Here is a 25,904-nt window from a genome sequence, read left to right as displayed (position 1 = left end):
CCGCCGCCCCCCTCCCGCCGTCGCCGCCGCTCCAGCGCCCGCGCCGTCACGTACGTCGTGCTCATCCTGGCCGTCGTCGCCACGCTGATCCCGTTCGTGTGGATGTTGCTGGGGTCGGTGAAGACCGAACGGGAACTGCTCCAGCGTCCGCCGACGTGGTGGCCCGAGACGTTCACCTGGGGGAACTTCGACGCGTGGTTCGGGCGCCTGCAGATCCAGACGTTCTTCGTCAACAGCGTGGTCGTCGCGCTCTTCACCGTCCTGGGCACGTTGCTGTTCTGCTCGATGGTCGGCTACGCCCTGGCCAAGTTGGACTTCCCCGGCAAGCGGGTGCTGTTCGTCCTCGTCCTGCTCACCCTCATGGTGCCCGGCGTGGTGACGTTCATCCCGCTGTTCGTCGTGGTGAGCAAGCTGGGGATGGTGAGCACGTACCCCGCGCTGATCCTGCCGTTCCTGGCCGGGCCGCTGGGGGTGTTCCTCATGCGGCAGTTCATCGGCGAGATCCCGGACGCGCTGATCGAGGCGGCGCGGATCGACGGTGCCGGCGAGGTCCGGATCTTCACCCGGATCGTCCTGCCGCTGTGCGGGCCGGCCCTGGCGACGTTGGCGATCCTGACGTTCCTGGGTTCGTGGAACAACTTCCTCTGGCCACTCGTCGTGGCGCAGACCGAGGACATGTACACGCTGCCCGTCGCGCTCTCGCTGTACTCCGTGGGACAGAACTCGACGAACTACGGCGTGCTGCTCGCCGGCTCGGTTCTGGTGATCACCCCGGTGCTCCTTCTGTTCGTGGCGCTCCAGCGCTACTTCATCCAGGGAATCGCGTTGACGGGAGTGAAGTGACGACTGCCGATGTCGGTCTGACCGCCGAGGACAGCGAGGGGAAGCCGGGCCTCGCGGTCCCGGCGAGCGTCCAGCCGGTGATCCCCGGCTTCCACCCGGACCCGTCGATCTGCCGCGTCGGCGGCGACTACTACCTGGCGAACTCGTCGTTCGAGTACAGCCCTGGAGTGCCGATCTGGCACAGCACCGATCTGGTGCGCTGGCGCCTGATCGGGAACATCCTGGACCGGGAGGACCAGTTCGCGCCCGGCCACGCGGCGTCGAGCAAGGGCGTCTATGCCCCGACGCTTCGGCACCACGACGGCCGGTTCTGGCTGATCACGACCGACGTGTCGGGAGCCGGCGGTCACTTGCTGGTGTCCGCCGACGATCCGAGCGGTCCCTGGAGCGCGCCCACGATCATCAGCGGTCTGCAGGGGATCGATCCGGACATCGTCTGGACCCACGACGGTGCCTGCTACGTCACCTACTGCTCGACGCAGCCGGGACTGGAGGGGATCGCCCAGGCGCGCATCGATCCCGCCACCGGCGCGACGCTCGAGCCGTCGCGATCGTTGTGGAGCGGCACCGGGCTGGCCTTCCCCGAGGCGCCGCACCTGTACGAGCGGGACGGCTGGTGGTACCTGGTCATCGCCGAGGGCGGGACCGAGCGTGGCCACAGCGTCTCCGTCGCTCGCGGGGAGAGCCCGGAGGGTCCGTTCGTGCCGGCTCCGCGCAATCCGATCTTCTCCCAGCGCAGCACCAGCCACCCGGTCCAGAACACCGGGCACGCCGACCTGGTGGAGCTGTCCGACGGCACGTGGGCGATGGTCTACCTCGGCGTGCGGCCGCGGGGCATCACCCCGATGTTCCACGTGAACGGGCGGGAGACGTTTCTCGCCGGCGTGCGGTGGACCGACGGCTGGCCGGTCGTCGACGCCGCGGCCTTCGTGGCCGAGGTGGGCGACCACACCTTCAGCGACGACTTCGCCGGCGGCGCGCGTCATCCACGGTGGATCTCGCCCGGCAGCGCGCTCGCCGACTTCACCGAGGCCGCGGCGGCGGGCGGCGTCGTCCTGCGTCCCGACGTCGCGCCCAGTGGCGTGACCAGCATGATGGGGGTGCGCGTCCGCGATCAGCGGTGGCGGTTCGAGTGCACCGTCGACGTCGCCGGCGGCGCGGGTGCTGTCCGGCTGCGGCTGGACGATCTGCACTGGTGCGAGGTCCGCGCGGACGGCGACCGGCTCGAGGCGTGGATGCGGATCGGCCCGCTCGAGGCCCGCTGTGGTGACGTCGCGCCGCTGCGGCGATCCGTCGTCACGCTGGCCGTGGAGGCGGTCGCCGCCTCGCAGGCCGGACCCGACGACATCCGGCTCGCCGCGGTCGTGGGCGGGCGAGAGCACCAGCTCGCCCGGGTCGACGGCCGCTATCTGTCCACCGAGGTCGCCGGTGGCTTCACCGGTCGCGTCGTGGGGGTCCGCGCGATCGCGGGCACGCCGCGGCTCGTCGGCGTCCGTTACGACGGCTTCGACGGCACGGACCCGACCCCTGACGTGGAGTGACTTGTGACGTTTCCCAGCACGTTCCTGTTCGGTTCGGCCACCGCGGCCTACCAGATCGAAGGAGCCGCGCGCGAGGACGGCCGCGGCCCGTCCATCTGGGACACGTTCAGCCGCACCCCGGGACGGGTCCTGAACGGCGACACCGGCGACGTGGCCGACGACCACTACCACCGGCTGGAGGAGGACCTGGACCTCATCGCCGAGCTCGGGCTCGACGCCTACCGGTTCTCGATCGCCTGGCCGCGGATCGTCCCGCAGGGCATCGGCGCGGTGAACCAGAAGGGCATCGACTTCTACTCGCGCCTGGTCGACGGTCTTCTCGCGCGCGGCGTCCAGCCCGTCGCCACGCTGTACCACTGGGACCTCCCGCAGCCGCTGCAGGACGCCGGTGGGTGGTTGTCCCGGACGACCGCGGAGGCGTTCGCCGACTACGCCGCCGTGGTGGCGGATGCCCTGGGAGATCGGGTGCACACCTGGACCACCCTGAACGAGCCGTGGTGCTCGGCGTACCTGGGCTACGGCTCCGGCGCCCATGCCCCCGGCCTGCGCGGGCGCGAGGAGCCACTGGTCGCCGTCCACCATCTCAACCTCGCCCACGGCCTGGGCATCCAGGCGATGCGGCCGCTGGTGACGAACGCCGGGCTGTTCTCGGTGACGCACAACCTGCACGTCTTCCGCCCCGACGGCGACACCGGCGACCTGGCGCGGGCAAAGGTGGAGTCGCTGGCCAACGACGCCTTCCTCGGCCCCATGCTGGACGGGCGCTACACCGACCGCCTGGTCGTCACGACCGCGAGCGTCACCGACTGGGCGTTCGTGCGCGACGGCGACCTGGACCACATCCGCCAGCCGCTGGACGTGCTCGGCGTCAACTACTACAGCACGAGCCGGGTGCGGCTCTGGGACGGCACGGGCGAGAAGGAGGCCGCCGACGGCCACCAGCCGGGATCGGGCTCGGCCTGGCCCGGCGCGGAGGACGTCGAGTTCCTCCGCCAGCCCGGCCCGTACACGGAGATGGGCTGGAACATCGAGCCGGCCGGCCTGGCCGACCTGCTGACAGGCCTCCACCAGGCGTACCCGGAGCTGCCGCTCATGGTGACCGAGAACGGGGCGGCCTTCGCCGACGAGGTGGTCGACGGTGCCGTCCACGACACCGACCGCATCGACTACGTCCACCGGCACCTGCGCGCCGTCCTGGACGCGATCGACGCCGGCGTGGACGTCAGGGGCTACTTCCTCTGGTCCCTGATGGACAACTTCGAGTGGGCCCGGGGATACTCCAAGCGGTTCGGTATCGTCCACGTCGACTACGACACGTTGCGGCGAACCCCCAAGGACAGCGCGAGGTGGTACTCGTCGGTCATCCGCAGCCGGGCACTGCCCGCATGAGCACCACGCGCACGCCGCTGGCCGGCGCTTGGACGGTCGAGGGCGGCGGGCCGCGCGTGCCCGCCGCCGTGCGAGCCGCCGGACCCGTGCCGGCGACCGTTCCCGGCACCGTCCACACCGACCTCCTGGCCGCCGGCCTGATCGACGATCCGTACCTCGACGACAACGAGCACCTGCAGGCCTGGATCGGCGTCACGGACTGGACGTACCGCCGCCGGCTGAGCTGGCACCCCGACGGCTCGGGCCGGCGCGAACTGGTCTTCGACGGGCTCGACACGGTGGCCGCGATCTCACTGAACGGCGCTCACGTCGGCGTGGCCCGCAACATGCACCGACGGCACCGCTTCGACGTGACAGAGCTGTTGCGCGACGGCGACAACGAGCTCGTCGTCGCGTTCTCGTCACCGGTCCGGGAGGCCGACGCTGCCAGCCTGGAGCTGGGCTACCGCCCGCACACGATGCACCATCCGTACAACGCGATCCGGAAGATGGCCTGCGGCTTCGGGTGGGACTGGGGCATCGACACGTCGACATCGGGGATCTGGCGGCCCGCGTACCTGGAGAGCTGGTCCGGCGCTCGCATCGACGCGACCCGGGTCGTCGCCACGGTCGACGGCGGGGTCCCGGCTGTCACCGTCGACGTGGCCGTCGCCCGCACGACACCGGCGCCGCTGAACGCCTGGGTGCGCGTCGGCGGGAGGGAGGTCAGCGCTGTCATCCCCGCCGGCGCCACCTCGTCCCGGCTGCGGCTCGAGGTCCCGGACGCGGAACTGTGGTGGCCGCGCGGGCACGGCGCGCCCGTCCTGCACGACCTGACAGTGGAGCTGTCAGCGGACGGCGAGCTCCTGGACACGCGGGCGCACCGCGTCGGCTTCCGGACCGTCGAGGTCCGCGCCGAGCCCGACGCCGACGGGGTCGGCTTCGAGCTCCGCGTCAACGGCAGCCCGGTGCTGGTCCGAGGCGCCAACTGGATCCCCGACGACGCCTTCCCGCACCGCGTCACCCGCGAACGGTACGCGCACCGGCTGGCGCAGGCCGAGTTCGCCGGCCTCAACCTCGTCCGGGTGTGGGGCGGCGGGATCTACGAGTCCGACCACTTCTACCAGGAGTGCGACGAGCGCGGGATCCTCGTCTGGCAGGACTTCCTGCTCGCGTGCGCGGCCTACGCGGAGGAGGAGCCGCTGCGGTCGGAGATCGAGGCCGAGGCCCGCGAGGCTGTCACCCGGCTCGGCGCGCATCCGTCCCTGGTCATCCTCAACGGCAACAACGAGAACCTGTGGGGCCGCCAGGACTGGAACTGGGGTCCCCGGCTCGACGGCCGGACCTGGGGCGCCGGCTACTACTACGAGCTGTTCCCCGCCATCGTCGCCGAGCTCGCGCCGCACATCGCCTACGTTCCCGGCAGCCCGTTCTCACCGGACCCCGGCGACCCGCAGAACGACCCGGCGAAGGGGACGACCCACCTCTGGGACCTGTGAACGAGAAGGACTACCCGCGGTACCGCGAGCACCGGCCCCGGTTCGTCGCCGAGTTCGGCTGGCAGGGACCGCCCACCTGGAGCACCCTCACCGGTTCGATCTCCGACGATCCGCTGACGCCCGAGTCGCCCGGCATGATCGTCCATCAGAAGGCGGCCCGGGGTAACGAGAAGCTCACCCTCGGGCTGGTGGCCCATCTGCCGCTGCCGGACGACATGGCCGACTGGCACTGGGCCATGTCGCTGAACCAGGCCGTCGCCGTGCGGACCGGCATCGAGTGGTTCCGTTCGCTGACGCCGCGGTGCACCGGGTCCATCGTCTGGCAGCTCAACGACTGCTGGCCCGTCACGTCCTGGGCGGCGGTGGACGGCAACGGCCGCGCGAAGCCGCTGCTGTTCGCCCTGCGGCACGCCCATGCCGAGCGGCTGCTCACCGTCCAACCCGAGGACGGCGGGCTGGTGCTCGTGGCCGTCAACGACACCGCCGAGCCGTGGGACGCCGACCTGCTCGTCGAGCGGCTGACCTATGCGGGGGAGGGCCGGGCGCGGCAGACCGCGCGCATGACCGTCGCGCCTCGCGACGCCCGCCGCGTCGTTCTCGACGACGCCGTCTCCGCACCGGAGTCGCCTGAGGGTGAGTTGGTCGTCGCGAGGTGCGGGACGGCGGCGGCGCACTGGTTCTTCGCCGAGTACCGCGACTCGCTGCTGGAGCACCCTGCCGTCACCGTGACGGCCGCCCGGTCCGGCGCCGGCTGGACGGTCGATGTCACCGCCGGCACGCTGATCCGAGACCTCACCCTGCTCGTCGACCGCATCGACCCCGACGCCGTCGTCGATGACGCGCTGGTCACATTGCTCCCCGGGCAGACCACGCGGTTCACCGTCACCGGTGCGCTCGACGCCGGCACGGCGGACTTCAGCTCACCGGCCGTTCTGCGGTCGGCCAACGACCTGGTCGCGCCGGCCGGGTCGCCGTGAACGGGCGCCCGGCGCGTCCGAAAGCTTCAAGACGCCCGGGTCGGCGGACGCCGACGATGGCGCCATGGCTATCGAGGGTGTGCGGCCGGGAGAGGGCCGCTACGAGGAACTGCGGGCGGGCTTCAACCTCGCCGTGACGCACCGGCCGGCGGTGATCGTCGAGGCGCGGAGTGTCGACGACGTGGCCGCCGCGGTCGCGGCGGCCGTGCGGGAGCGCCGCCCGGTGGGCGTGATGAACACCGGGCACGGCCCGTCGGTGCCGGCGGACGGTGCGGTGCTGATCCGGACCGGCCGGCTGAGCCGGGTGGACGTCGACCCGTTCCGGCGTACCGCCCGGGTCGAGGCCGGCGTGCGGTGGCGCGACGTCATCGCGGCCGCCGCGCGGCACGGGCTGGCGCCGCTCAACGGATCCAGCCCGGACGTCGGCGCCGTCGGGTACACGCTCGGCGGCGGCGTCGGGCTGCTGGCGCGGCGGTACGGGTTCGCCGCCGATCACGTGCGGTGGCTGGACGTGGTGACCGCCGACGGCCGGGTGCGGCGGGTCGACGGTGAGCACGACCCGGTGCTGTTCTGGGCGCTGCGTGGCGCCGGTGCGAACTTCGGCGTGGTCACCGCGATGGAGTTCGACCTGTTCCCCGTCGCGACGCTGTACGGCGGCGAGCTGTGCTTCGGCCCGGAGGCAGGGGAGGACGTGCTGCACGCCTACGCGGCGTGGGCGCGCACCGTCCCCGAGACCATGGCGTCGTCGGTGCTGTTGCTGCGGTACCCGGACGATCCCGCCGTGCCGCCGCAGCTGCGCGGCCGGCACGTGACCCATCTGCGGCTGGCCGACAGCGGCGCCGATCCCGCGGCCGGACGGGAGCTGGCCGACCGGTTGCGCGCCACCGGGCCGCGCCTGGTGGACACGGTGCGGCGCATGCCGTACGCCGACGTCGGCACCATCCATCACGAGCCGACCGGCACGCCGGTCGCGGCGTTCGACCGGAACGTCCTGCTGCGCGAGTACGACGACGATGCCGCGGCGGTCCTGGGCAAGCTCGCCGGGCCGGACGCGGACGCGCCGTTCCTGACCGAGGTCCGGGCCTGGGGTGGCGCGCTGTCGCGGCCGCCATCGGTGCCGAACGTCGTCGCCAGCCGGGATGCCGCGTTCTCGCTGCTGGCGATCGCCGGCCCCGAGCCGGCGGACCGCGCGGCGCGAGACCAGCTGCTGGAGGCCATGGCGCCGTGGTCGACCGGTGGCAGCTACCCGAACTTCAGCGGGGTCGAGGACGCCACCCCCGACGGCGCCCGCCCTCACTACCGGTCGGACGACCTTGCCCGGCTGCGGCAGCTGAAGGAGCAGTACGACCCGGACCGCACGTTCCGGGTCACCTTCCCACTCACCGGAGGAGGCCTGACATGAGAATCGGCATCGGACTGCCCGCGGCCGTGCCGGGTGTGGACGCGCGCGTCATCGGCCCGTGGGCGGCGGCGGCCGAGCAGGCGGGGTTCGCCTCGGTCGGCGTCATCGACCGGCTCGTCTACGACAACCTCGAACCGCTCACCGCGCTGGCCGCGGCAGCCACCACGACGTCACGGGTCGAGCTGCTCACGACGGTGCTCGACGTCGGGTGGCGAGCCAACCCCGTCCTGCTCGGCAAGCAGCTGGCCTCGGTCGACCTGCTCTCGGGCGGACGGCTCACGGCGGGGCTCGGGCTGGGCGGCTGGCCGGAGGACCACGACGTCAGCGGCGTGCCGCAGCGCGGCGGCGGTGCTCGTCTGGACGATGCGGTGGCGACCATGCGCGCCGTGTGGACCGGCCGGGTGGCCGGCCAGGGCGGGCCCATGCGCCGGCTGCCGGCCGGACGTCCGGCGCTGCTGTTCGGCGGGCTGGTCCCGGCGGCTTTCACCCGCGCCGCGACCCGCGGCGACGGCTGGGTGGCGCCGCTGTTCGGCCACGACACGCTGCTACGCGGCTCCGGCGATGTCCGGGCCGCGTGGGAGCGCGCCGCGCGGCCGGGTGAGCCGCGCATCGTCACCGGCCGCTACGTCAGCCTGGGCAGTGGCGGCGGTGAGGTCGCCGATGACTATCTGCGCCACTACTACGGTGCGGAGTACTGGACGGCGGCCCGTGCCGGCACCGCCACCACCGTCCGCGAGCTGCATGACGAGCTGGCCCGGCTCGACGACGCCGGCGTCACCGACGTGCTCCTGTACCCCTGCCATGCCGACCTCGACCAGGTCGCCCGCATCGCCGACGTCATCAACGATCGCCTGCATCACCAGGAGTCCTGGAGCCTCAACACGATTGCAGGCCTGGTGATGCTCCAGAAAACGTGGTGACGTGCCCCGGATCACGGTGATGGCCGACCCACGGCCGCGGAGCGGTAGGCTCCGAGCATATGGCCAGGTCGTCGACTCGTGCTCCGTCCATCGCGGACGTCGCGAAGCTTGCCGGGGTCTCCGTCCCGACAGTCTCGCGGGTGATCACCGGGTCGGTACCGGTGAGCCCCGAGCGCACCGACCGCGTCCTGGCGGCCGTCCGCGAGCTGGGCTACCGCCCGAACGGCGCCGCCCGCGCGCTGGTCACCGGCCGGCAGTCGGTCATCGCGGTGCTGGCCAGCAACACCACCCGGTACGGATACGCCAGCACGCTGCAGGGCATCGAGGAGGCCGCCCGGCTGGCCGGCTTCATCGTCATGATCACCGTCATCGAGACCGACGAACCCGCGGCGGTCCAGGCCGCCGTCGACCTCGCGCTGAGCCACCCCGTCGCCGGCGTCGTCGTGCTCAAGTTCGACCCTCCCGGCGCGGCCGCGCTGCACCGCCTGCCCGACGGCCTGCCAGTGGTGGCGGCCTCGGGTGGCCGCGGCGACGGTGTGCCGCACGCCGTCCTCGACGACACCGCCGGTGCCATGGCGGCCACCGACTACCTCCTCGGGCTCGGCCATCGGACGGTGCACTATGTCGCGGTCCCGACGTCGGGCCGACGGGCCGGCCGGGCCACCGGCTGGAAGCGGGCGCTGACGCGGGCCGCCGTGGAGGTGCCGCCGGTGCTGGATGCCGGCTGGGAGCCGGAGCGCGCCTACGAGATCGGCCGCGAACTGGCCGGGCGCGACGACGTCACCGCCGTGCTGTGCGGCAACGACGAGCTGGCCATGGGTCTGATGCGTGGCCTGCACGAGGCCGGCCGCCGGGTGCCTGCCGACGTGAGCGTCGTCGGCTTCGACGGCCATCCGATGGGCCGATTCTGGACGCCGGCGCTCACCACCGTCGAGCAGGATTTCGCCGATCTCGGCCGGCGCTCGTTCGCCCTGCTCGGAGGGCTGCTCGGCGCTGGTCACGCCGCCAAGACGTCGTCGGCGGCGCCCCGGCTCGTGGTCCGCGAGAGCAGCGGCCCGCCACCCGCCGCCGGCTGATCCACCGCCCCGCCGATCCGCTCAGGACCTCTTGACTCCCATTTTGAAAACGTTATCATCGGCGGAACGCCTCACCGTGTGAGCGTTAACAGCACCGAGGAAGGCCGATGCCGATGACGTCGCAGCCCGTCCGCGTCGTGTGGGGACACGACGCCCTGACCGTGGTCCTGGCGGCCGATCCCGGTGGGCCGGTCCGGCTCACCCGGATCGAGCCGGCGGGCGACTCCGAACCCGCGGGCAGCGTGGCGCCCACCCAGCCGCTCGTCGAGCTGCTGATCGCGGGCGAGGGCGCGACGTGGTCCGGGCCGCGGCAGATCGAGAGCACGGTCGGCGCGCGGCTGCGCTACGCCGGGCACCGCGAGCACCGGGCGGACGGCTGGACGACGCTCGAGGTCGACCAGGTCGACGAGCGGGCCGGGCTGCTGGTCACCGCGGTGCTGCGCTCGCCGACCGGCGTGGCCGCGATCCAGGGCGCGACGACCGTCCGGGTCACCGGGGCCGAGCCGGTGACGCTGCACGCCGTCAGCTCGCTGGCGACCGGCGCGTTCCGGCCGGGCCGCGACGGCGCCGACGGCATCGACGTCATCTGGGCGGAGAACGACTGGCTGGCCGAGGGACGGTGGCAGCGGCGGCCGCTGCGGGAGCGCCGCCTGCCCGACGTCGACCTCGCCACGCACGGCAAGAGCCCGCGCGGCGCGCTGGTGCTCGCCAGCCACGGTTCGTGGTCGTCGGGCGAGTACCTGCCCGCGGGCGCGCTCGTCGACTCCGCGAGCGGGCGGGCGTGGGCGTTCCAGGTCGAGCACAACGGCGCCTGGCGGTGGGAGGTGGGCGAGCGGCTCGACAGCGTCTACCTCGCCCTTCACGGGCCCGGCGACGCCGACCACCAGTGGCGGCACACGCTGGAGCCGGGCCAGGAGTTCGGCAGCGTGCCGGCCGCGCTGGCCGTCGGCGACGGCGGGCTCGAGGCAGCGGTGGCGGCGCTGACGGCCTACCGGCGGGCGATCGTCCGGCCGCACCCGGACCGCGAGGCGCTGCCGGTGGTCTTCAACGACTACATGAACACCCTCGACGGTGACCCGACCACCGAGCGGCTGCTCCCGCTGGTCGACGCCGCGGCCCGGGCCGGTGCGGAGTACTTCTGCATCGACGCCGGCTGGTACGACGAGGACGGCACCTGGTGGGACAGCGTCGGCGCGTGGGAGCCGTCGACGACCCGGTTCCCGAACGGGCTGGGCGAGGTGGTCGACCGCATCCGCGCCGCCGGGATGCGCCCGGGGCTGTGGCTGGAGCCCGAGGTCGTCGGCGTGCGCAGCCCGCTGGCGGACAGCCTGCCGCCCGACGCGTTCTTCCAGCGCGACGGCCGCCGTCAGGCCGAGAACGGCCGGTACCACCTCGACCTGCGCCACCCCGCCGCGATCGCCCACCTCGACGCCACCGTCGACCGGCTGGTCGAGGAATTCGGCATCGGCTACTTCAAGCTCGACTACAACATCAACCCCGGCGCCGGCACCGACGCCAAGGCCGACGCCCCCGGCGCCGGGCTGCTGGCCCACAACCGCGCCCACCTGCGCTGGCTCGAGGGCGTGCTGGACCGCCACCCCGATCTCGTGCTGGAGAACTGCGGCTCCGGCGGCATGCGCATGGACTACGCGCTGCTCGCCCGGCTGCAGCTGCAGTCGACCAGCGACCAGCAGAACCCGCTGCGCTATCCGCCGATCGCCGCCGCGGCGCCGATGGCGGTGCTGCCCGAGCAGTCCGCCAGCTGGGCGTACCCGCAGCCGGAGATGTCCGACGAGGAGATCGCGTTCACCGTCACGACCGGGCTGCTCGGCCGGCTGTATCTCTCCGGGCACCTGAACCGGATGACCGCGGACCAATTCGCGCTGGTCCGCGACGGTGTCGACGCATACCGGGAACTGCGGACCGGCCTGGCGGCGGCCGTCCCGTTCTGGCCGCTCGGCCTGCCCGGCTGGACCGACGGCTGGATCGCTCTCGGCCTGCGTGCCGGCGGCGACAGCGTCCTGGCCGTGTGGCGGCGGGCCGGAGCGGATGCCGTCGCCGACCTCCCACTGCCGCACCTGCGCGGCGGCACGCCCGAGATCGACGTGCTGTACCCGCGGCGGCTGCCCGCCTGGCCGCACGCCTGGGACGCCGAGGCCGGCGTCCTGCGCCTCGAGAGCGGGCCGGCCCCGGCCGCCCGGGTCTTCCGGCTGCGCGACACCACCTGACCGAAAAGAACCGACCGAGGACGAGGAGAGGCTCGATGAAGAGATCCCTGACCGTCGTGGCGGCGCTGGCCGCCCTCACCCTGACCGCCACCGCCTGCAGCGACCCCGCCTCCGGCCCGTCCGGCGACGGCGGGAACGGCGGCGACGGCGAGACGGCCGGCGGCGACGCCGCGTGGCCGGAGCCGACCGCCGATCTCGACGGCGTCGAGCTGACCATCTGGGCGGCGCAGAACAGCACCACCGTCCCGGAGCAGGTGGTGGCCGCGTTCGAGGAGGAGACCGGGGCCTCGGTCGAGGTCGTCACGATCCCCGACCCCTACGAGCAGGGCATCCAGACCCGCGTCGCGACCGGTGACATGCCGGACCTGGCGTTCTGGCAGCCGACGGCGTCGATGCTCACGGCCATCAACGCGCGCACCAACCTGCAGCCGCTGGACGACGCGCCGTGGATCGAGGAGCTCGAGCCGGAGCTCCAGGACATGACCGGCATCCTCGATGACACCCGGTACGCCGCGCTGATCACCAGCCCGGCCGTCGAGGGCGTCTACTACAACAAGCAGGTCTTCGAGGCCAACGGCATCACCGAACCGCCCTCGGACTTCGCCGGCATGATCGACATCGCGCGGCAGCTCGACGCGGCCGGCGTCACCCCGTTCTTCGAGATGGGCGCCGACCGCTGGGCCACCCAGTGGTGGGTGCAGGTGCAGCTGGCAGACGCCGCCGCCGACGGGTTCTGGGACCGCGTCAACGCCGGCGAGGAGACGTTCGAGAGCCCGGTGGTCCTCGACGCCATCACGACGTATCAGAGCCTGGTCGAGGAGGGCCTGTTCAACGACGACATCGTGACGGCGACCTTCGAGGACCAGGGCGACGCGCTGCTGGCGGGCGAGGCCGCGATGGTCGTGCAGGTCAACTCGTTCTTCGGCCAGCTCCAGGCCAAGGCCGACACCGCGACCCTGGACGAGACCATCGGGTTCTTCCCGATCTCGCCGTCGGGCAACGTCGGCACGTTCATCCCGGACCAGAGCAACGCGCTGGTCGCGTTCCGCACCGGCGACGCCGAGCGCGAGGCCGCGGCCCGCCAGCTGCTGGCGTACTGGATGGGCCCGGGCTACGCGGACTTCGTGGCCGACCGGCAGACGGTCTCGCTGAAGCCGGACGTGCCCAGCCCGGACGGCGTCCCGCAGGCGCTGCTGGACGTGCACGCGTCGCTCGCCGACGCCGTCGGCTCGATGCAGGCGCTCGCCGTCGCCAACCCGGACCTCTACCTCAACCTCGCGGACATGCTGGCCGGCACCATGACCCCGGAGCAGGTGGCCGCGGCGACCCAAGACCAGTTCGAGCAGCTGGCCCAGGCGGCCGGGGTCGGAGGATGACCGTCGATGGCGCACGCCTCCGCTCCCGCGGCTGACCGGCAGCGGGAGCGGACCACCCACCCGGGCTGGTTCCTGCTCCCCGCGCTGGTCGTGCTGGCCGTCTTCTTCGTCGTCCCGACGGTCTTCAACTTCGTCTACGCGTTCACGGACTGGTCCAGCTTCAAGAGCGAGATCAACGCGGTCGGCTTCGACAACTTCACCCAGCTGGCCGGCAACGGCACGCTGTTCTCGTCGCTGCGGATCACGCTCGTCTACGCGGTGCTGGTGGCGATCTTCCAGAACGTGTTCGGACTGGCGCTGGCGGTGCTGCTGGAGCGGGACACCGCGCTGAACCGGTTCGCCCGGGCGGCGTTCTTCATCCCGGTGCTGATGTCGGCGCTTGCGGTCGGGTACATCTTCCAGGCGCTGCTGAAGCCGGACGGCGCGCTCAACGACGTGCTCGGGTTCTTCGCCGGCCGCGACGTCACGACGCCGTGGCTGGGCGACACCACCTGGACGATCGTCGTCGTCGCATTGATCCACGCCTGGAAGTGGATGGGGCTGTCGATGCTCATCTACCTGGCCGGGCTGAAGACGATGCCCGAGGACATCCTCGAGGCCGCCCGCATGGACGGCGCGCCTGCGTGGAAGGCGTTCTGGACCATCCGCTTCCCGCTGCTGGCGCCGGCGGTGACGTTCAGCGTCGCGACGGCGCTGCTCGGCTCGATGAACGGCTTCGACATCGTCCAGGCGACGACGGAGGGCGGCCCGGCGCGGACCACCGAGATCCTCAACATCTTCATCTACCGCACGTTCGGCCAGGGCCTGTTCGCCCAGGCCACGACCATGAGCCTGGTGCTTTTCCTGATGGTCGCGCTGCTCGCGTTCCCGGTCATCAGGATGCTGCGCCGGCGGGAGGAGATCCTGTGAGCGGGGCGACCCTGCGCCGGCGGCCGCTGCGGGAGCGCTCGGCCTGGTCACGGCTGCAGCCGGTGGTCACCGTCGTCCTGGTCGCCGTGTTCGTCGGCATACCGATGTGGCTGGTCGTCATGACGGCGGGGAAGTCGCAGGGCGACGCGCTCAGCCCCAACCTCGCGCCGCCGACGGACTGGCAGCTGTGGGAGAACCTGCGCGAGGTGTGGGACCGCGGCCGCATCCCGTCGGCGTTCGCCGGCAGCCTGCTGGTCATGGTGCCGGCCGTCGTCGGCGTGTTGATCCTCGGGTCGATGGCGGCCTGGGTGCTGGCCCGGCGCACCGGCCGCGCGTACGCCGTCCTGTACGCGGCCGCCATCAGCGGCATCGTGCTGCCGCCGGCGGTCGTGACGATCGTGCTGCTGCTGCGGCAGCTCGGCCTGGCCGGGACCGCGACCGGCATGATCGGCGTCTACGCCGGCATCTACCTCTCGACGGTGATCTTCTTCGTCACCGGCTTCGTCCGCACCATCCCGCTGGAGCTGGAGGAGGCGGCACGGGTGGACGGCGCCGGTCCCGTGACGGTGTTCGTGCGAGTCATCCTGCCGCTGCTCCGGCCGGTGCTGGCGACGGCGACGATCCTCATCTGCCTCTACGTGTGGAACGACGTGTTCTACGCGTTCTTCGTGCTCGGCGGGCGGCTGGACACACTGCCGCTCAACCTGTTCCAGGTGGCCAGCGCCGGGCTCTACCTCAACAACTGGCACCTGATCTTCATGTACGTGGTCCTGATGAGCCTGCCGCTGCTCATCGTGTTCGTCGTGGCCCAACGGAAGATCATCTCCGGCATCACCAGCGGCGCGGTCAAGTAACGCCTCACTCCACCGATGACGACGGAAAGAGGTACACCATGCGAAGGTGGATCGCTCCGATCGCCGCGCTGAGCGTCGTGCTCACCGCGACGGTCGCGACGAGCGCGCTTCCCGCCGAGCCGGCCCGCGCCGACGACGTCGGCCAGCTCCACGTCGACCTCGCCGAGCGCACCGGGCCGTTCCTCGGCACCGGCAGCGGCACGCTGTACGGGCTCAGCGACGACGGCGTGCCCAGCGACAACGCGCTGGAGCCGCTGCGGCTGCACAGCATCGCGCAGAAGCCGCCGGCCGGCGCCCAGCACCCGAACGGCGACGCACTGGTCGTCGCCGAGCCGTTCGTCCGCACCGGCGGCGAGTACATCCAGATCTACGTCCAGGACATGTACGCCGAGTGGGAGTACGAGAACCCTGGCGGCGTCGTGCCCTGCAACGACGTCTGCTTCGCCGACTACATGGAGAAGCTGGCCTGGGTGGTCGACCAGGCGGCGAACAGCCCGCACGCCGACCGGTTCGTCTACGTGCTGTTCAACGAGCCCGACAACATCTGGTACGACCTGGGCACCGGCAACGCGGCGAACTACCGCACCCGGATGGACGCCTTCCTGCGGCACTGGAAGCAGGCCGTCGAGTACGTCCGCGCCCACCACCCCGGCGCGCGCGTCGCCGGCATGAACGACGCCACGTTCCGCCAGCGCAACTACGGCGACTTCCTCAGCTTCGCCCGCGACAACGACGTGCTGCCGGACCTCACCACCTGGCATCAGCTGCCCTCGAACAGCCTCGACCCGAACAGCGGCAACTACTTCCGCCGGACGTACGCGGCTTACCGCGCGCTGGAGCGCGAGCGCGGCATCGACCCCATCCCGATCGACATCAACGAGTACGGCGGCAACCGCGACCTCACCGTGCCCGGACAGCTGATCAAGTGGACGGCGATGTTCGAGGAGGCCAAGGTCGCCGCCGGCGGCAAGGCCTACTGGACGGCGGCCGGCGGGCTGGCCGGCGACGTCGTGCAGACGAACCAGCCCGGCGGCGGCTGGTGGTTCTACAAGATGTACGCCGACCTGCACGGCGGTGACACCGTCGCCGTCACTCGTCCGGACCCCACGACGGTCGACGCCCTGGACGCCATCGCCGTCGTCGACGACGAGCGCCGGCAGGCCCGCATCGTCACCGGCGGCACCGCCGACCCCGTCGACGTCGTCGTGTCCGGTGTCGACGACGAGCTGTTCGGCGACACCGTTCACGTCGAGGTCCGGGCCACGACGTGGAGCGGGCAGAACTCCGCCGCGCCGCCGCCGGAGGTGTTGCATCGCGCCGACGTGACGCCGTCGGACGGGACGGTGACCGTGCCGATCCGCGGGCTGGGCGGGATCGGCGACGGCGGCCCGAACGTCGACCGGATGGCCGCCTACGAGATCGTCCTGTCGCCGGGCGGCAGCGGCAGCCGGGAGTCGGTCGAGCGGCCGTGGCGGGCGACGTACGAGGCGGAGAACGCGGCGATCACCGCCGGCACCGTCTACACGCAAGGCACGCTGCAGAACTGGAACGCGGCCGCGACGTCGGGCAACCGCGACGTCGGCTCGCTCAACCGGCCGGAGAGCGCCGTCGCGTTCACCGTCGACGTCCCGGCCGCCGGCGACTACCGCCTCGGCATCATGTACGGCAACCAGACCGGCCAGCCGTCGCAGCAGGTCCTCACCGTCAACGGCGGGTCGCCGCGTTTCGTCGAGTATGAGGCGACGATGAACTGGACCTGGCGCACCCGCGCCGACGTCGTCGTCTCGCTGCAGGCGGGGCGCAACGAGATCAGGCTGGCCGCGTCGCATCCCTCGCTGGGGCGGGCGATCGGCGAGGCGACGCTCGACCGCATCGACCTCGAGCAGCTGAGCGGTGACGCCGCTCCGGTCTCGCGCACTTACGAGGCCGAGCTGGCGCAGACCAGCGGCTCCGCCGGATACGCGTACGACCAGCCGGAGCAGTCCGGCGCCGGCCACCTGGTGCTGCGCCGCGGCGCCGAGGCGCTGTTCACCGTGTACGCCGAGGACGACGGGTACTACGACGTGGAGTTCCGGCACAGCAGTCCCGGAGTCCCGGGAGCGGCGGCGGCGAGCATCGGGCTGGACCGGCGGCCGGTCGACGGCGGCGTGCTGCGCGCCGCGCCCGGTGCGGCGTTCTGGGACACCGACACCCATCGGCTGTTCCTGTCCGCCGGCGTCAACCGCGTGACCGTGACGCCCGCCGGGCCGACGCCGGTGCGGCTGGACGCGGTGACCGCGACCCGGGCGGAGGACGCCGTGACCGTCGTCGAGGCCGAGGACGCCGAGCTGGCCGGGTCCGCTGTCGTCCGGACCCACCGGGCCGCCTCCGGCGGGTCGTTCGTCGGCGGCGTCGGCAACGGCCCCGCGAACTCGGTGACCGTGACCGTCGACGCCGCGCAGGCGGGTGAGCACCTCCTAGTCGTCCACTACGCCAACGACGAGCGCGACACCGGCCACCCGTACAACGCCGACATCATCTCCCGCCCGATCGACGTGTCCGTCAACGGCGGTGAGCCGTCGCGGCACTGGTTCAAGAACACGTGGTCGTGGGGGAACTGGTGGGCCCGTGGCGTTCCGGTGACCTTAGCGGCCGGGCGCAACGAGATCACGCTGTTCAACGACCCCGCCAGGGGCGCGACGGCGAGCGAGTGCCCGCAGCCGTGCCGGCCGGCGCTGGACAGCCCATGGGCGCCCGACCTCGACCGGTTCGAGATCGCGCCGATCCGGGTCGGCTGAGCTCGGCCGCCACCCGAGCATGCCGGGCCGGCTCGCCTGCCGGGGCGGGCCGGCCCGGCGCCGTAGGTCACGCCACGCCGTCCCCTGCCGACCGCTGGCCTTGGAGATGATCACGTTCACCACGAAATCCCGTGCTTCACCAGGCCTGTAATCGTGGTGACGCTCGGGAAGTCCTCGTGATGGCCCCGCCTACGACGGCAAGGGCGCGGCTCACCCGGGCGGCGGCCTCGGACGGTGCTACGGCCGCATCGGTCGGGCTGAGCGTCACGGCTGGAGGAGCACCTTGATGGCGGTGCGCTGGTCCATGGCGCGGTAGCCCTCGGCGGCGTCCTCGAGCGGGAGGGTGAGGTCGAAGACCTTGCCGGGGTCGATCGCCCGGCGCCAGATGAGGTCGATCAGCTCGGGCAGGAACCGCCGCACCGGTGCGGGGCCGCCATGCAGGTGGACGCCGGAGAAGAAGAGCTCCTTGCCGGGGAGGCTGACGTCGTGGGCGACGCCGACGTAGCCGACGTGGCCGCCGGGGCGGGTGGAACGAATCGCCTGCATCATCGACTCCTGGGTGCCGACGGCCTCGATCACCGAGTGCGCGCCGAGCCCGTGCGTCAGCTCCTTGATCTTCGCCACGCCGGCGTTGCCGCGCTCTTCGACGATGTCGGTGGCACCGAACTCGAGGGCGAGCTTCTGCCGGTCGGCGTGCCGGGACATGGCGATGATCCGCTCTGCGCCGAGCTGGTGCGCGGCCAGCACGCCGAGCAGGCCGACGGCGCCGTCCCCCACGACGGCGACGGTCTTGCCCGGGCCGGTCTCGGCGGCCACGGCGGCGAACCAGCCGGTGCCGAGCACGTCGGAGGCGGCCAGCAGCGACGGGACCAGGTTCGCGTCCGGCTGCCCGGGCGTGGCGACCAGGGTGCCGTCGGCCAGCGGCACGCGCAGCAGCTCGGACTGCGCGCCGTTGGCGCCCACGGGCTGGCGGTTGACGCAGTGGGTCTGGTAGCCGGCCCGGCAGATCTCGCAGGTGTTGTCCGAGGCGAAGAACGACCCGACGACGAAGTCGCCGGCCTTGATGGTCGTCACCTCGGAGCCGACCTGCTCGACGACGCCGACGTACTCGTGCCCCATGGGCGTCGCCCCGTTCAGCTGCTCGATCCCGCGGTACGGCCACAGGTCCGAGCCGCAGATGCAGGCCGCGGCGACGCGGATGACCGCGTCGGTCGGCTCGACGATCACCGGCACGTCGCGGTCTTCGACGCGGACGTCGCCAGGGGCGTACATCACCGCTCCACGCATGGTGGGGTCTCTCCTTGTTTCGGTGGAATCTGGTGTGGCGACGGCCGGGCTGCCGCGTCCACGACATCCAGCAGACCACCGCGTACGGGGTGGGTGGGAGTCACTGTCGTGACGTGTACTGGCAGAGCACCCCACGGCCAGCGGGCGCGGCCTAACCTCGAGGTGTGGACAACCGTCACGAGGTCCGTGAGTTCCTGCTCTCGCGGCGTGCGAGGATCACGCCGGAACAGGCCGGCCTGCCCGCCGGCACGAACCGGCGCGTGCCCGGATTGCGCCGCAGCGAGGTGGCTGCTCTGGCCGGCGTCAGCGTGGAGTACTACGCCAAACTGGAGCGGGGCGCGCTGGCCGGCGTCTCGACGAGTGTGCTGGACGCGATCGCGCGCACCCTGCGGCTCGATGACGCCGAGCGGGCCCACCTGTTCGACCTGGCCCAGGCCGCCGATGGCACGAGCGCGCTAGTGCGGCCGCGCCGCCGCGTCGGCAGACAGTGGATGACCCGTCCGAGCCTGCAGTGGGCTCTGGACGCCGTCACCGCGGGGCCGGCGTTCGTCCGCAACGGCCGGATGGACCTGCTCGCGGCCAATCAGCTGGCGCGCGCCTTCTATGACGAGGTCTACGCGAGCGCGGCCGCGAACGGGCAGCACCCGGCGAACCTGGCACGGTTCACCTTCCTCGACGCCGCCGCGCGCCGGTTCTACACGGAGTGGGAGGCAGCCGCGGACATCGTCGTGGCGATGCTGCGCACCGAGGCCGGCCGCGACCCGCGGGACAAGGACCTGCACGACCTGGTCGGCGAGTTGTCCACTCGTAGCGACGACTTCCGCACCCGGTGGGGCGCGCACAACGTGCGCCTCCACGGGACCGGTACGAAGCAGTACCACCACCACGTCGTCGGTGACCTCACCCTCGCCTACGAGGGCCTGGAGATGGCGGCCGAGCCCGGCCTCACCCTCACGATCTACACCGCCGAGCCCGGATCGCCCTCCGCGGAACGGCTGCAGCTGCTGGCCTCCTGGGCGGCATCACTCGAGGCGGACGCCCTGGCCGACACGACCCGGAAGACGGAGGCAGACGCGTGAACATCGAGCCCAAGACGGCCACCGCGAAGGGTCCGGCGGACTGGTTCACCGGCGACGTCTGGATCGACACCATCGCCTCCCGCAAGCCCGAGCCGTCGCGCATGGTCGCCGTCCGGGTCCGGTTCGCGCCCGCGGCCCGCACCGCCTGGCATTCGCATGCGCACGGGCAGACTCTCCACGTCACCGCCGGCGTCGCCCTGATGGGCACCCGGGATGGCACGATCCTCGAGGTGCATCCCGGCCAGACGGTCTACACCCCGCCCGGTGAGGAGCACTGGCACGGCGCCACGCCCGACGACTTCATGGAGCACCTCGCGCTCCTGGAAGGCACCTCCGACGGCGACGGCGCGACGTGGCTGGAACACGTCGGCGACGAGGACTATCACCGGCACTGACCAGTGGGGCGACCTCCGCCGGAAGGATGTCATGGCACGTGTCCTCGTCACCGGGTCCGCTGACGGACTCGGCCGGGCGGCCGCGCAGACTCTGCTCGAAGCCGGGCATCGCGTCGTCGTCCACACCCGCAACGGCGATCGGGTTACGGCTGTGCGAGAACTGCTGGGTCGTGGGGCCGAAGCCGTCGTCGGCGACCTGGCCGATCCGATGCAGACCCGCGCCGTCGCCGACCAGATAAACGGCTCGACGGCCCTCGCGGCCCAGCTGGGCGAGCTCGGCATCGACGCCGCCGGGTTCAGAGCCGACATCATGGATCGCCGGTCCCTCGTGGCGGCGTTCGCCCGGATCGAGGACCGGTACGGCGACGTCGACGTGCTGGAGTACTCGCCGGCACCACACCAGCCGGTGCCCGGGATCACCATGGCCGGACCGCTGGACGTGACCGTGGATAACCTCCAGCCGCAGGTCGGCTACTACCTCTACGGCGCGCTCACCGCCGCCCAGCAGGTGCTGCCGGACATGATCGACCGGGGGACCGGCACGCTGCTGTTCACCACCGGCGCCTCGTCGGTCGACCCGCGGCCGGCGCCGCCCGAGTTCGCCAACGTCGCCATCGCCTCGGCGGCGCTGCGTTCCTGGGTACTGACGCTTCATCAGGCGCTGGCCGGCAAGGGCGTGTACGCCGCGCACGTCCCGCTCGCCGTGTGGATCGGCAGCGGCGGCCCGGGCACACAGGCCGACACCGTCGCCCAGCACTACTGCAACATCCGCACCCGTCGCGACGGGGCCGAACACCCCTACGTGGCCGCCTGACCTCGAACCGGGGCCGCTCGACGTTCAGCACCCCGGAGTCGACGTCGCCGAAGACGACCGTCTCGTAGGGCGAGTAGCCGCCGGGGGCACTCGTCGGTGCCCGGGTCGTAGACCACCACACTGTCGTACGGCTGCAGCATCACCGGACCGCGGAGCCCGTACGACAGCGTGTCGGTCGACGAGCGCTGAGCTGTGATCGTCATCTTCGTCGTACACGTGCCAGCCGCCGGGCCTCTCGAAGCGGCGTCGGCGTCCGCCAGCGGGCGCTGCCGAGGACGATCTGGACTGCGGTTTCGGCGTCGACCCGCCAGCCGGCATGGACCGCGACCGGCCGCGTGCCCGTGCGGGTGCGCAGCCAGTAGCCGACGACGGCGCCATTCACTGTCAGCGGGCTCGTGGCACCACGTTGATCGGCCGGCGGCGCACCCACTGCGGTCAGTGGACGATGTGTGACGCCGATCGTCGGCACGCCGACCGATGCGCCGAGCTGCATGGCGAGGCCCGCCCGGCGCGGATGGTCACGCCCGGTGGCGTCGACGATCAGGACGTCCACAGCCACCGTCAAGGCGGTGACGGCGGCGGCGAGCGATGGCCCCACGCGCAGCGCGAGCAGTCCCGGCGTGTACGGGCCGCGGGCGACGCCTGAGACGCTTGCTCGACTGACGCACTGCTCGCCGCTGTAGGCGGCTGCCGCTGCCCACACCGGATCGCCCGCCTGGCCCCGGCCGACGAGCCCGTGGGGGCCGCACGCGTAGCAACCACCGATGACGTGATGCCGGCCAGGGTGCCACGGCTCCGGGCGGGCGACGGCCAGATCCTGCTGAACGGCGACCAACTCCGCCGCGGTGCTCGGCCACTGCGTTGGCCAGGAGGTCACCGCACCATCGTGTGGCACCGGCGCGGGAGAGACCAGTCGTCACCTCAGGCGCGCGCGATGGGCCCCGGTTCGTCGATCCTCGCCCGGGTGCGGTGGAGTTGGTCAGCGGCTCGGTGGGCGAGTGGTGATCGCGCGGATCGCCGGCGCCCACCCGTCCTGCGTGATGCTCGAGGTCGGGTTCGACGTGTTCGAGCTGCACGGTGAGGCCGGACTGCAGATCGTCACCTACAGCGTCGCGCCCGGCACCGACTCCGCCGACAAGTTCGCGCTGCTTGCGACCTGGGCGGCAACCCGGGAGTCCAAGCCGCCGCGCGCCGGCCGGCGCACCCGAGCAGCGTCGTGACCACGAGCACTGACGACTGCCCGCCCGTCAGCCCGCCATCCGCTGGTCGAGCTGGTCGAGCACCAGCGGCCACGCGTCGCGGTGCTGGTCCCGCGAGGCCTCGTCGAGGAAGCCGGCGTGGGTGAGCCGTAGCCGCGTCCCGCTGCCGCCGGGCGTGAAAACTCGGCCGTGACCACTGACTCCACGCCCTTGGTTCCGGCCGCGCCGGTGAGCCAGGTCAGCTCGACCAGTCGCCCCGGCTCGAGTCGGAGGAACCGGCCGTAGTGGGGGTGCAACTCTCCGGCGTACCGGGTGGCGAAGAAGTACGGGGCATTGACCTCGGCGCGCATCACGACCGTGCCGGACTCGGCGAACCAGCGGTCGAACCGCTGGGTCCAGGCATCGAACAACACGTCTGGCGGGGCGGTCATGGTGCGCTCGACCGTGAGTGCATGCGGCCGGGCGGCGAGGTCGGGCGGGCAGATGGGGCGGGCGTGGTCATGGACATCTCCTTGGTCCGCCAGCCCGTGACCGCCGGAGGTCTCGGCCCGATCACGTGGGGACTGGCCGGTAGCGAAGGTGTGCCGCGAGCGTGGGTTCGTCGCCGTCACGTGCCAAGCGGATGATCTCGCCTCCGGGCGCGTCGTAGAGCCGGACTCCGTCGCCGAGCAGGACCGGCGCGACGTGGATGTCGATCTCGTCGACCAGTCCCAGTTGCAGCAGCTGCCGGCCGATCGTCGGGGAGAACACCTGCAGGTTCTTGCCCCGTGCCGCGTCCAGGCCGATACGAACCGCCTCCGCCACCGAGCAGCTGATGACCGTGATGCCCTCGGCGGCGCGGGCGTCGTCGGGGTGGTGGGTGAGGACGAAGATCGGACCTCTCCATGCGCCGCCGTAGGGCCGCGAGTCGCCGATGGCGCTGTCATATCCATCGCGTCCGGCCAGGATCGCGCCGGTGCTCTCGATGTACTCCTGATGGAGACCTTCGCGAACCGTGGTTCCCTCCATGAAGTCCATGCTGTGGCCGGGACCGGCGACGAAGCCGTCCAGCGACATCACGAACGCGAGGTGCACCTTCCCGGCAGCGGTCTGCGGTCGGGGATCATGCACGGCTGCCTCCCGACACGGTGCGCCGGGCGAGGTCTCTCTCGGGTACGGGATCGGACCGACGCAGGCCAGGGCTGAGCGCGGCGGTGACGGCGAGCGACAGGGCCGCCATCGTGGCCATCGCCACCCCGATCGGAAGGACCTGTGCGACCAGGCCGGCCAGGGTCGCGCCGGCCGCCTGCATCGCCTTCATGCCCGACGCGTGCAGCCCCAGCGCCTGACCGCGCACGTCCTCGCCGGTCAGCGCGATCAGCCGTTCCTGCAGCAGCAGCGTCGACATGAAGCCCACGGACGCCACGGCGGCCGCGACGGCGGCGACTGGCAGGTTCAGCGGGAGCACGAACAGCAGGTACGGCGCCGCCAGCAGGTAGCGCAGCGGCGTGACGTACCGCTGCCGTGTCGCCGGCGGCAGGAACCGCCCGGCGGCCAGGTCGCCGAGCAGCATGCCCAGAGCCGCCGCGACGAACAGGACGGCGGCGGCGTGCGGCGCATAGGGGACGAACAGCGCTTCGCAGCCCACCACCAGGCCGTTAGGCACCCACATCGCGAGATAGACGGCCCGGCGTGCCGGTGAGGAGAGCAGCTCCCGGTTGATCCGCCAGGTGATCGCCAGGGACGGACGACCCGACGCCCGCGCCGGCCGGGCGCTCAGTCCCAGACGGACGACCAGCAGCGATGCGGCGGCCAGGGCCGCGCCGACGACCAGTGCCGTCCGTGGCGACACCACCGCGAGCAGGACGCCGCCGAGCGCGAACCCCGTCACCTGCATCGCGCCGACCGACATGTTGAGCACCGAGCGGCCCAGGACGTACCCGTCGGGCGGCAGGATCTCGCCGAGCAGTCCGTACTGCACCCCCGACCCGATCGACGCCGTCAGGCCGAGCGCGAAGATCACCGCGAACATCGCCGGCAGCGGCATCCCCGGTGCCGCCAGTGCGAGGCAGCCCACGGCAGTGGCGAGGGCGACCAGGGTCATCGCCGGCCGCGGCGGCACGCGGTCGGCCACCGAGAGCAGCGTGGTGGCGCCGATCACCGCGGCGAAGGACGGGCCGAACATGCTCAGCGCCGACAGCAGCGGAGACTCCGTGCGGGCGTACACCAGCGTGGCGAGCGCGAGCCCCGTCAGCGTCGTCGCGGCGACCTGCGCGCACGACGCCACGAACAGTGCGGTGAATCCCGGTGTGCGGAACAGTTCCCGGTAGGTACGCATGGCAGGCAGTCTGGGCAGCGCCGTCGTCCGACCGGTACAGTTTCGGGTGGAGGCGAAACGTGGGCATCTGGCTGATCGACGCCGACGTCCTCGCCGGCAGCCGGTTCCGGGTGTCGGCGCTGGCCGAGACCATCGCGGCCATCAGGGTCCTGACGGGCGAGCGGCCCAACCGCCCCGGTCAGCTGGCCCGCCCGGCCCAGGCGCGGGCCGCGTTCCGGGATCGGATGGCCGGCGATCCGGTGGGCCGGGCGTTCCTGAAGGGCGCTCTGCTCCCCACCTGGCTGGCTGACTTCCTCTGCGCGCCACCACTCGACGATGAGCCGACGTTCGACGACGAGCTGCACCGCATCCGCACCACGCCGGCCGCCGCGCTGCGTGCCGACCTGGCTGGCGATGACCCCGCGCTCGACGTTCCGGACCTGCCCGATCGGATCACCGCCGTGCTCGAATGGGTGTGGACCGAGGCGATCGAACCGGATTGGCAGCGCCGAGCGCGAGCCTTCGAGGCGGACGTCATCGCCCGGACCCGGCGGCTGAGCACCAGCGGCTGGGCGTCCGCCCTGGACGACATGCGGCCGGGGATGCGCTGGCTCGGTGAGGGACGCCTGCGGATCAACGCCTACGACTATCCGCCACACGACCTGAATCACGGGCAGCTGCTGTTCATCCCCGTCACCGGCGCCCGCGGCTGGGTCGGCTGGCGCCGCCCGGACCGCTACTCGATCGTCTATCCGTGCGCAGGAGTGCTCGCGGAGGGACGCCGCGCGGCGCCGGGCGCTCTGAGCCGGCTGATCGGCCCGGCGCGCGCGACAGTGCTGAGCCTGCTCGACAACCCGATGAGCACGACCCAGCTCGTCGCGGTGACGGGGTTCGCCCTCGGCTCCATCGGCGACCACCTCAAGGTGCTGCTCGAGGCCCAGCTGGTGCGCCGCCGTCGCGCCGGCCGCTCAGTCCTCTACTACCGCACGTCCGACGGCGACCGCCTGGTCCGAGCCGCCACGACTGACGACACCTGAAGCGGCCCCAGGTTGATGCCGCATCCC

The 25,904-nt window shown here is 72.2% G+C and carries 22 protein-coding genes and 1 pseudogene; 18 read left to right on the top strand and 5 right to left on the bottom strand.

Annotated elements, in window-relative coordinates:
* The 13 genes from E1262_RS21965 to E1262_RS21910 form a co-directional block, all read left to right on the top strand.
* On the top strand, positions 1 to 843 hold an 843-nt coding region (locus tag E1262_RS21965; RefSeq protein WP_132105570.1), incomplete at its 5' end, for a carbohydrate ABC transporter permease.
* A complete protein-coding gene (locus E1262_RS21960) occupies positions 840 to 2,384 on the top strand; it encodes a glycoside hydrolase family 43 protein (protein ID WP_203454184.1) in 1,545 nt (514 codons plus the stop codon). The genes E1262_RS21965 and E1262_RS21960, both read left to right, overlap by 4 nt.
* Positions 2,385 to 2,387: 3 nt before the next feature.
* Positions 2,388 to 3,773, top strand: coding sequence for a GH1 family beta-glucosidase (locus E1262_RS21955; RefSeq protein WP_132105568.1), 1,386 nt, complete (start codon positions 2,388 to 2,390; stop codon positions 3,771 to 3,773).
* Positions 3,770 to 5,251, top strand: coding sequence for a glycoside hydrolase family 2 protein (locus tag E1262_RS31010; protein ID WP_203454183.1), 1,482 nt, complete (start codon positions 3,770 to 3,772; stop codon positions 5,249 to 5,251). Before E1262_RS21955 ends, E1262_RS31010 begins: the two co-directional genes overlap by 4 nt.
* Positions 5,248 to 6,228 (top strand): hypothetical protein, encoded by a 981-nt coding sequence (locus E1262_RS31005; protein ID WP_203454182.1) that lies wholly within the window; start codon positions 5,248 to 5,250, stop codon positions 6,226 to 6,228. The genes E1262_RS31010 and E1262_RS31005 overlap by 4 nt, the downstream gene beginning before the upstream one ends.
* A 64-nt stretch (positions 6,229 to 6,292) precedes the next feature.
* Positions 6,293 to 7,630, top strand: a complete 1,338-nt coding sequence (locus E1262_RS21945; RefSeq protein ID WP_132105565.1) for an FAD-binding oxidoreductase — start codon at positions 6,293 to 6,295, stop codon at positions 7,628 to 7,630.
* On the top strand, positions 7,627 to 8,550 hold the full coding sequence (locus E1262_RS21940) for an LLM class flavin-dependent oxidoreductase (RefSeq protein ID WP_132105562.1): 924 nt from the start codon (positions 7,627 to 7,629) through the stop codon (positions 8,548 to 8,550). The genes E1262_RS21945 and E1262_RS21940 overlap by 4 nt, the downstream gene beginning before the upstream one ends.
* Before the next feature lie 59 nt (positions 8,551 to 8,609).
* Positions 8,610 to 9,626 (top strand): LacI family DNA-binding transcriptional regulator, encoded by a 1,017-nt coding sequence (locus tag E1262_RS21935; protein ID WP_132105560.1) that lies wholly within the window; start codon positions 8,610 to 8,612, stop codon positions 9,624 to 9,626.
* Positions 9,627 to 9,739: 113 nt separating this feature from the next.
* Entirely contained in the window at positions 9,740 to 11,854 is a 2,115-nt protein-coding gene (locus E1262_RS21930) for a glycoside hydrolase family 36 protein (RefSeq protein WP_132105557.1), read from the top strand.
* A gap of 35 nt (positions 11,855 to 11,889) precedes the next feature.
* Positions 11,890 to 13,230, top strand: coding sequence for an ABC transporter substrate-binding protein (locus E1262_RS21925; protein WP_132105554.1), 1,341 nt, complete (start codon positions 11,890 to 11,892; stop codon positions 13,228 to 13,230).
* 6 nt (positions 13,231 to 13,236) lie between these two features.
* Entirely contained in the window at positions 13,237 to 14,139 is a 903-nt protein-coding gene (locus tag E1262_RS21920; protein WP_132105550.1) for a carbohydrate ABC transporter permease, read from the top strand.
* Positions 14,136 to 14,993 (top strand): carbohydrate ABC transporter permease, encoded by an 858-nt coding sequence (locus tag E1262_RS21915; protein ID WP_203454181.1) that lies wholly within the window; start codon positions 14,136 to 14,138, stop codon positions 14,991 to 14,993. Before E1262_RS21920 ends, E1262_RS21915 begins: the two co-directional genes overlap by 4 nt.
* A gap of 38 nt (positions 14,994 to 15,031) precedes the next feature.
* Positions 15,032 to 17,770, top strand: coding sequence for a CBM35 domain-containing protein (locus E1262_RS21910; RefSeq protein WP_132105547.1), 2,739 nt, complete (start codon positions 15,032 to 15,034; stop codon positions 17,768 to 17,770).
* Positions 17,771 to 18,034: 264 nt separating this feature from the next.
* On the opposite strand, the gene E1262_RS21905 is transcribed toward E1262_RS21910, so the two are convergent.
* Positions 18,035 to 19,057 carry a zinc-dependent alcohol dehydrogenase family protein gene (locus E1262_RS21905; RefSeq protein WP_132105544.1) on the bottom strand — a complete coding sequence of 341 codons (1,023 nt, stop codon included), beginning with the start codon at positions 19,055 to 19,057 and terminating at the stop codon, positions 18,035 to 18,037.
* A gap of 164 nt (positions 19,058 to 19,221) precedes the next feature.
* On the opposite strand from E1262_RS21905, the gene E1262_RS21900 reads away from it, so the two are divergent.
* From E1262_RS21900 to E1262_RS21890, 3 genes are read left to right on the top strand one after another with little or no spacing between them, the layout of a single operon-like run.
* A complete protein-coding gene (locus tag E1262_RS21900; RefSeq protein ID WP_132105541.1) occupies positions 19,222 to 20,136 on the top strand; it encodes a helix-turn-helix transcriptional regulator in 915 nt (304 codons plus the stop codon).
* Positions 20,133 to 20,531 (top strand): (R)-mandelonitrile lyase, encoded by a 399-nt coding sequence (locus E1262_RS21895; RefSeq protein ID WP_132105539.1) that lies wholly within the window; start codon positions 20,133 to 20,135, stop codon positions 20,529 to 20,531. Before E1262_RS21900 ends, E1262_RS21895 begins: the two co-directional genes overlap by 4 nt.
* A gap of 31 nt (positions 20,532 to 20,562) precedes the next feature.
* Positions 20,563 to 21,345, top strand: coding sequence for an SDR family NAD(P)-dependent oxidoreductase (locus tag E1262_RS21890; RefSeq protein WP_132105537.1), 783 nt, complete (start codon positions 20,563 to 20,565; stop codon positions 21,343 to 21,345).
* 199 nt (positions 21,346 to 21,544) lie between these two features.
* Here the strand turns inward: E1262_RS21890 and E1262_RS21885 are convergent, their stop codons facing one another.
* The gene (locus E1262_RS21885; RefSeq protein WP_203454180.1) at positions 21,545 to 22,180 is read right to left on the bottom strand and encodes an endonuclease V; all 636 of its coding nucleotides are present in this window, start codon (positions 22,178 to 22,180) and stop codon (positions 21,545 to 21,547) included.
* Between the two features lie 163 nt (positions 22,181 to 22,343).
* Here E1262_RS21885 and E1262_RS31440 point away from each other — a divergent pair, with 163 nt between their 5' ends.
* Positions 22,344 to 22,565: a hypothetical protein gene (locus E1262_RS31440; RefSeq protein ID WP_238993013.1), complete on the top strand. Its 222-nt coding sequence runs from the start codon at positions 22,344 to 22,346 to the stop codon at positions 22,563 to 22,565.
* 27 nt (positions 22,566 to 22,592) lie between these two features.
* On the opposite strand, the pseudogene E1262_RS32175 reads toward E1262_RS31440, so the two are convergent.
* From E1262_RS32175 to E1262_RS21865, 3 genes and pseudogenes are all read right to left on the bottom strand, one after another.
* Positions 22,593 to 22,975, bottom strand: a pseudogene (locus E1262_RS32175) (SRPBCC family protein).
* Between the two features lie 121 nt (positions 22,976 to 23,096).
* Positions 23,097 to 23,654, bottom strand: a complete 558-nt coding sequence (locus tag E1262_RS21870) for a dihydrofolate reductase family protein (protein ID WP_132105533.1) — start codon at positions 23,652 to 23,654, stop codon at positions 23,097 to 23,099.
* Complete coding sequence (locus tag E1262_RS21865) at positions 23,647 to 24,861, bottom strand: MFS transporter (protein WP_132105531.1); 1,215 nt, start codon at positions 24,859 to 24,861, stop codon at positions 23,647 to 23,649. Before E1262_RS21865 ends, E1262_RS21870 begins: the two co-directional genes overlap by 8 nt.
* A 59-nt stretch (positions 24,862 to 24,920) precedes the next feature.
* Between E1262_RS21865 and E1262_RS21860 the strand changes: the two genes are divergently transcribed.
* On the top strand, positions 24,921 to 25,877 hold the full coding sequence (locus tag E1262_RS21860) for an ArsR/SmtB family transcription factor (RefSeq protein ID WP_132105529.1): 957 nt from the start codon (positions 24,921 to 24,923) through the stop codon (positions 25,875 to 25,877).
* Positions 25,878 to 25,904 lie beyond the last annotated feature (27 nt).

It is taken from the genome of Jiangella aurantiaca (assembly GCF_004349105.1).
Lineage (GTDB): Bacteria > Actinomycetota > Actinomycetes > Jiangellales > Jiangellaceae > Jiangella > Jiangella aurantiaca.
Note: the sequence above shows the minus strand (reverse complement) of the source record. Positions and strands in the feature narration are given on the sequence as shown.